The sequence below is a fragment of the Occallatibacter sp. genome, from assembly GCF_049802275.1.
Taxonomy (GTDB): Bacteria; Acidobacteriota; Terriglobia; order Terriglobales; family Acidobacteriaceae; genus Telmatobacter.
On the sequence record NZ_JBARMD010000695.1, the window covers coordinates 1 to 5,816 of the forward strand.

4 protein-coding genes are annotated in these 5,816 nt (G+C 57.5%); 1 reads left to right on the plus strand and 3 read right to left on the minus strand.

Annotated features, from left to right (window positions below; all coding sequences use genetic code 11):
* A partial coding sequence (locus tag WA354_RS23455; protein ID WP_472815447.1) for a fibronectin type III-like domain-contianing protein occupies window positions 1-564 on the plus strand: 564 nt, incomplete at its 5' end.
* Between the two features lie 69 nt (window positions 565-633).
* Here the strand turns inward: WA354_RS23455 and WA354_RS23460 are convergent.
* The 3 genes from WA354_RS23460 to WA354_RS23470 all read right to left on the minus strand — a co-directional run.
* Window positions 634-915, minus strand: a complete 282-nt coding sequence (locus WA354_RS23460) for a hypothetical protein (RefSeq protein ID WP_472815448.1) — start codon at window positions 913-915, stop codon at window positions 634-636.
* A 121-nt stretch (window positions 916-1,036) separates the two neighbouring features.
* A complete protein-coding gene (locus tag WA354_RS23465) occupies window positions 1,037-4,435 on the minus strand; it encodes a S41 family peptidase (RefSeq protein ID WP_472815449.1) in 3,399 nt (1,132 codons plus the stop codon).
* Between the two features lie 172 nt (window positions 4,436-4,607).
* Window positions 4,608-5,816: arsenic transporter (locus tag WA354_RS23470; protein WP_472815450.1), on the minus strand; the 1,209-nt coding region annotated here is incomplete at its 5' end.

Consider the following 5,816-nt stretch of genomic DNA (forward strand, 5'->3'; position numbering starts at 1 on the left):
CTGCCGATGAGTTTTCCGCGTGCCGTGGGGCAGGAGCCGCTGTATTACAACCACTTTCCTACGGGCAGGCCGCCGGTCGGACTTGATCTGACGCAGCCGCCGGGAGGGGACTCGCGTTTCTTCTCGCGCTACATCGACGTTCCCAATGACGCGCTGTTTCCGTTTGGGTACGGGCTCAGCTATACACAGTTCGCATATGGCGATGTTGCGGTCTCACGAAACTCTGTGCCGTTCGCAGAAGCCAATCGAAGTGACGCGCGCAATCTCGTGACGGTAACTGCGACGGTGCGGAACACCGGCAATCGCGCTGGTACAGAGGTGGTGCAGTGCTATGTGCGCAACCTGGGCGCCAGCATGGAGCAGCCTGTGCGCAGTCTCGAGGGATTCGAGCGAGTAACGTTGAAGCCGGGGGAGTCGAGAAAGATCACATTCAAATTGGGTTTTCCCGAACTTTCCTTCTTCGACAACACAGGACGAGCGGTGATCGAGCAGACCGATTACACGGTGTGGGTTGGTGGGAGCTCGCAGGCTGCGGATCACGCGGAATTCAAAATTGCCCCGTAAGCACAGAGGCGTCGCGCACGAGGCGGCACCCGTTCGTCGACTTGTCAGTGGCGGCCGAGGATTCGGTTACTAGTCGATGAAGTAGCCAATATCCGTAAGCACACGATCACTCAAGTCCACGCCCAGAAGGCGCGCACCGAGTGGGGTTCCCAGGTCTTTTTCGAAGTTCTGGAGCACGAATGCAGGCAGGTCGGTTTGCCGCCGAAGCAGGTTCAGGAGCGATGCGCTGTCGGTTGGGCACTCATAGTCGCCGGGTAATCCGCAAGCTGGGCGGATTGTCAGCGAGAGGGGAATCGTTCCAAATCCTGATTTGGGGTGGTCGGACGGTCGGGTTATCAGATTGACTCGCATGCGGGAAATGGTGACACCGGTGTCGAGAACGCTCAATGGTACCGATGGGTCATAAGTGTGACCAATGAGTGCAAACGGCCAAATGCTTGAGATTTGGCCATTACGAAAGAGTGAAAGAGGCTCAGTTTCCCGTTCCACTCATGTGGAAGGACTTTTCGGGATAGGGCGGGTGCGCGGGGACGGGCCGAGGATCGGCCTGGATCTCTTCCTTAAGTAACTTGAGAGCTGCCTGGAGCTGGTCGTCATTGCCGCTGAATGTGGAATGAGGCAGGTTATCGACACTGATGTCCGGCTCTGCGCCGTGACCTTCGATGAGCCACTTGCCTTCCGGGCCATAGACGCCGAGTTCCGCGGCCGATGCAATCCCGTTGTCTGCCTGTGTATTGCTGAAGCTGAGCCAGACTTCGCCTCCCCAGGTTCGCATGCCAATGACTTTACCGAGGTTGAGGCGCTTGAAGCCCTCGGTGAATGCTTCGCCATCGGATGCCGTTTGCTGGTCGCAGAGCACAACGATGTGGCCTCGAAATGCGTACTGCATGTTCCAGATCGGGTTTCCCACGCGCGGCTGCCAGTAGAACCACGCCTGTCGGAGCAGCTTGGCAAGGAGCCAGGAGTCGATGTTGCCGCCGTTGTTGTGGCGAACGTCGATGATCAGCCCTTGCCGGTCGTACACGGGATAAAACTCGCGAGCCCACCGGTCGATATCGTCCGGTCCCATGGCCTGCAGGTGGACATAGCCGATGCTGTGGTTCGAGGCAGAGTCCACCGTGAGCCGGCGGGAATACTCCCACTCCGCGTAGCGCAAATTTGCTTCGTCGGCATCTTTGATGGGAGTGACGAGCACCTCTCGCATTGCTCCTGAAGTTGATTTCACGCGCAGTAACACCTGGGTTCCCGCTTTACCCCGCATGAGGACCCGCTCGTCTGTCACGCTCAGCAGGTCTTCACCATCGATGGAGACGATGACCTCCCCTTCACGAACGAGCGATTCTGGGCGGGCCAGAGGAGGGGCCAGATCGGGAAGGTCAGGATCGTGCTGATAGATATGATCGACAACGAAACCGCCTGCCTTCTCGTCGCGGCGAAGCCGGGCACCCAGAGAAGCGATTTCGACTTGATCGGCCGGTTTTCGCGAATCACCGCCGCCGACGAATGTATGCAAAGCGGAGAGTTCACCGACCATCTGTGCGATTACCATGTTCAGTTCATCGCGATTGGCTACGCGGTCCACCAGCGGCAGGTAGCGATCGCGGATCGCGATCCAGTTCACCCCGTGCATATTGCGGTCATAGAAATAGTCTCGCTCGAGACGCCACGCATCGAGAAAGAAACCGCGGAACTCGTCCACAGGCTTGGTTGAGAACGTCCAGCGCGAGATATTGATGGAGGCCTTCGCAAGGGCTTTGGGGTCGGATATTGCTGCGGCCTTCACATCGGAGTCAAAGATGGAAAAATCATCTCCTTTGCGGACGAGCAGTTTCTTGCGGTTCTGCGCAATCTCGAAGTTCTTCACGTCGGACATTACGGTTTCGACGTCGTCGCCATTGTTGGCCACGTCGATGCACTGCATGGCGAGGTGCTTCTGCGTGTTGTCGCCATCGTTGAGCCAGCAGAGACGCTTTTCGGCTGCCTGCAGGTTGCCGTAGTTGCCGGGAGGCGCGGGGACTTCGCTGAGCCGGAGCGCCATATCGGTAAAGTCAATCTTCACTTCAGGCGGCTTTTGATTCTCTTTCTTTTCGTCTTTCTTTTCGTCGTCGGGCTTCTTGGCCTGGTCAGAAGGCTTTTCGTTTGCTTTCGGCTTGGTGTTCTTGGATTTGTCTTCGTCTTTTTTATCGTCGGGTTTTGCTGCGCTATCCGGGTGCAACTCGTCGGGAGGAAGGAATGGGGAACGAAGATCAGAGACTAGCGCCTGTTGGTAAATCTTTACCTGGTGATCGAAGAACGGCTCGGGCTCGCGCGATCCCCACGGCGATTCGATTGTGGTTTTCAGCATGCGATCCGAGAGGAAGTACATCCATTTGCCGTCGGAACTCCAAGTGGGGCTCACGCTGTTGTAGCGGTCGGAAGTGATGTCCTTGATCTCACCGGAATCTATGTTGAGGACCTTGATCTGGAGGAACTGGTTGTTGGCTGATTGAACGAAGGCGAGCCATTTGCTGTCGGGCGACCAGCGAAGGTCGGCGAAATCGCCCATCATGGATTGAGCGATCGGCTTTTCCTGCCTGGTTTTGGTATTGAATAGCCAAAGATGCTCGTCCTTGTCGTGGTGCGCAAGCCAGTTTCCGTCTGGCGAGACGACTCCGTCCCAGCGCAGCACGTGTGCGTCGTTGGTCCATTGTTCGGGCTTGCCTTCGCCATTCGCAGGAAATTTCCAGAATTCGGTCTCGCCGCTTTCAGTGGAGAGGGCAAGAATGCTTTTGCCGTCGGGCAAAAAGCGAGCTTCGCGATAACGAACCGCAGAGTTGGCGGCCACTTTGACGATTCTTCCGTTTCGCAGCGGCAATGTGAATACTTCGCCGCGAGCAGTGAAGACGGCGCTGGTTCCATCGGGAGCGATGTGAAATGCCGTGAGAAATTCCACCGGCTTCTTTACCCAATGTTCCCGAAGCTGAACGAAATCGGAAGCGAGGGTGATGGGAATGATCTGTTCGTGTCCTGACTTCAAATCAAGCGGCCACAGATCGGCACCGCACGCGTAGACGATTCGTCCGTCATCGATGGATGCAGATGAGATATCGAAGATGCGCTGGTGGCTCTCTTGTTTGAGGCCGTGTCCCTGTTCATCCATCGAGAACACGTTCATGATGCCGTCTCGATCGGAGAGGAAATAGACGCGTCCATTCCAGAACATGGGTTGCGTGGATGCGCCGGTCCAGTCCGCAGTGAGGGCAACCGCTTCGCTGTGGCCATCGAACTTCCAGATGCTTTCGGCCGTTCCACCCTTGTAGCGTTTGGTCTCGCTTGGCTGCTTGAACCAGCGCGTGAAGAACAGATTCTGGTCTTCCGGCGAATACGCAGCTTCGGCCGCCTCGGCCAACGGTACGATCTCTCTCGCGCCGACCTCGTTGACGAGGACGAGTTGGGTTCCCGGCAACGTCGTGTAGCGCGATGTCGTGATCATCAAGCGACCGTCCGGGGCGAATCCGGCGGGCACGGAGTCGCCATCCCAGGTGCGCCTCTGGGGTAGCCCACCGTCAATTGGCATCGTGTAGACCTCGGCGGGACCCTCGAAGTTGGCGCTGAACGCAACGGTCTTGCCATCGGCCGAGAGAACGGCGTGCGATTCAGTCCCGGGATTCGAAGTAAGTCGCCTGGCCACTCCGCCATTCACACCAATCAGCCACAGATCGCCCTCGGAGGTGAAGACGATGTTTCCGCCGCGGACCGCAGGGTATGTATAGTAACCGCGGTGGATGGGGCCGGCGTCGGCTGCGACAGCAACTGAAGTTGACAAGGCAATCAGCAACGAGAGGGCCGCCCGCAGATTGAAGGCATTCCACTTGGCAATTGAATTCTGCATTGGTTGTATCCACCTGTATCGAGATTGATGGCAGGAACAAAGGGGCAGCTATCCCACACAAAGTCGCGGGACGCGATTCAAAACAGAAGGTAAAAACTGAGTACGAATGATACTACGGAAGGGTTCGCTTCGCTGACGCCGACGCTACGAAGGCCCTGGTTGGCCCGCATCCTTAATGCCCACCGAACAACAGCGCGCCCCCGATCGCGAGCACCAGAGATATTGGCATAATCAGCATGCCCGCTCGCAGAAATTGCCATCCGCTGACATGCATTCCTTCACGGCGTATGGCGATGAGCCACAGAATCGTGGCGAGGGAGCCAGTGATGGAAAGATTCGGCCCGAGATCGACGGCGATCAGAACAACCTGAGACAGAAAGGGACGCACCGTGATGCTGTGCAGCGTGGCGCCTGCAATCAATCCGAGAGGCAGATTGTTGACCAGGTTGGTCCCGATACCGACCGCTCCAGCCAGCACTAAAGCGCCCTCGATACGCGGCCATTGCATCGCGTGCTCAGCCGCGGCTTGCAGCATCGGCAAAGCTCCGGCGCTCTTCACCGCTTCGACGATCACGAATAGAGAGGCCACCAGCGGCAGGATGCTCCAGCTGATTTCTCGCACCAGGTAGGCAGGACTGGAGCGGCCCGAGATCAAAACAATTAATGCGACCAAAATTGCGGCGATACAGGTCGGCATACCCAGATCCATTTTGAGCGCGGATGCAATCAGCAGAACAACCGCAACTGCGAGGATGCCAAGCAGGCTCACCTTGCCGACAGGCGAGAGATGTACCTCAACATCGGACCCATTGCAGGCCGCGGCCAATTGTTTGCGGCAATACCAGCGCAGCAAGAGGTACGTGGCAGCAATGGAAATGACGGAAGGGAGCATGAACATGCCAAGCCACTTTGCAAGCGGCGGCATCGAGGCATGAAAGACGACCAGGTTGGCTGGATTCGAGATCGGCAGCACAAAGCTGGCTGCATTCGCAATCAGCGCGCAAGCAAATAGATACGGCATGGGCTCGGCCTTTGCGCGCCTTACGGCCGACAGCACTGCAGGCGTAAGAACCACGGCCGTGGCATCATTCGACATGAAGATCGTGACCGCGGTGCCGACGCCGTAGATCAGCGCGAAGAGGTGCCGGGACGACCCGTCCGCTCGTTTCACCGCGATGTTTGCCAACCAGTCGAAAACGCCATTCTTCTTCGCTAACTCCGAGAGCAACATCATCCCGGTGAGAAAGAGATACACGTCCATTCCCTCGGCGACCGCGTGGCCGGCGAGTCTGATTGGAATCAGGCGGAGGACGCAAAGCAGTAATGCACCCGCGGCGGTCCATACAAATTCGGGAACGCCGAAAGGCCTGAAGAGCATCAG

Coding starts and splice junctions, on each gene's coding strand:
- WA354_RS23460 (WP_472815448.1), bottom strand. CDS start 915: ATGCGAGTCAATCTGATAACCCGACCGTCCGACCACCCCAAATCAGGA.
- WA354_RS23465 (WP_472815449.1), bottom strand. CDS start 4,435: ATGCAGAATTCAATTGCCAAGTGGAATGCCTTCAATCTGCGGGCGGCC.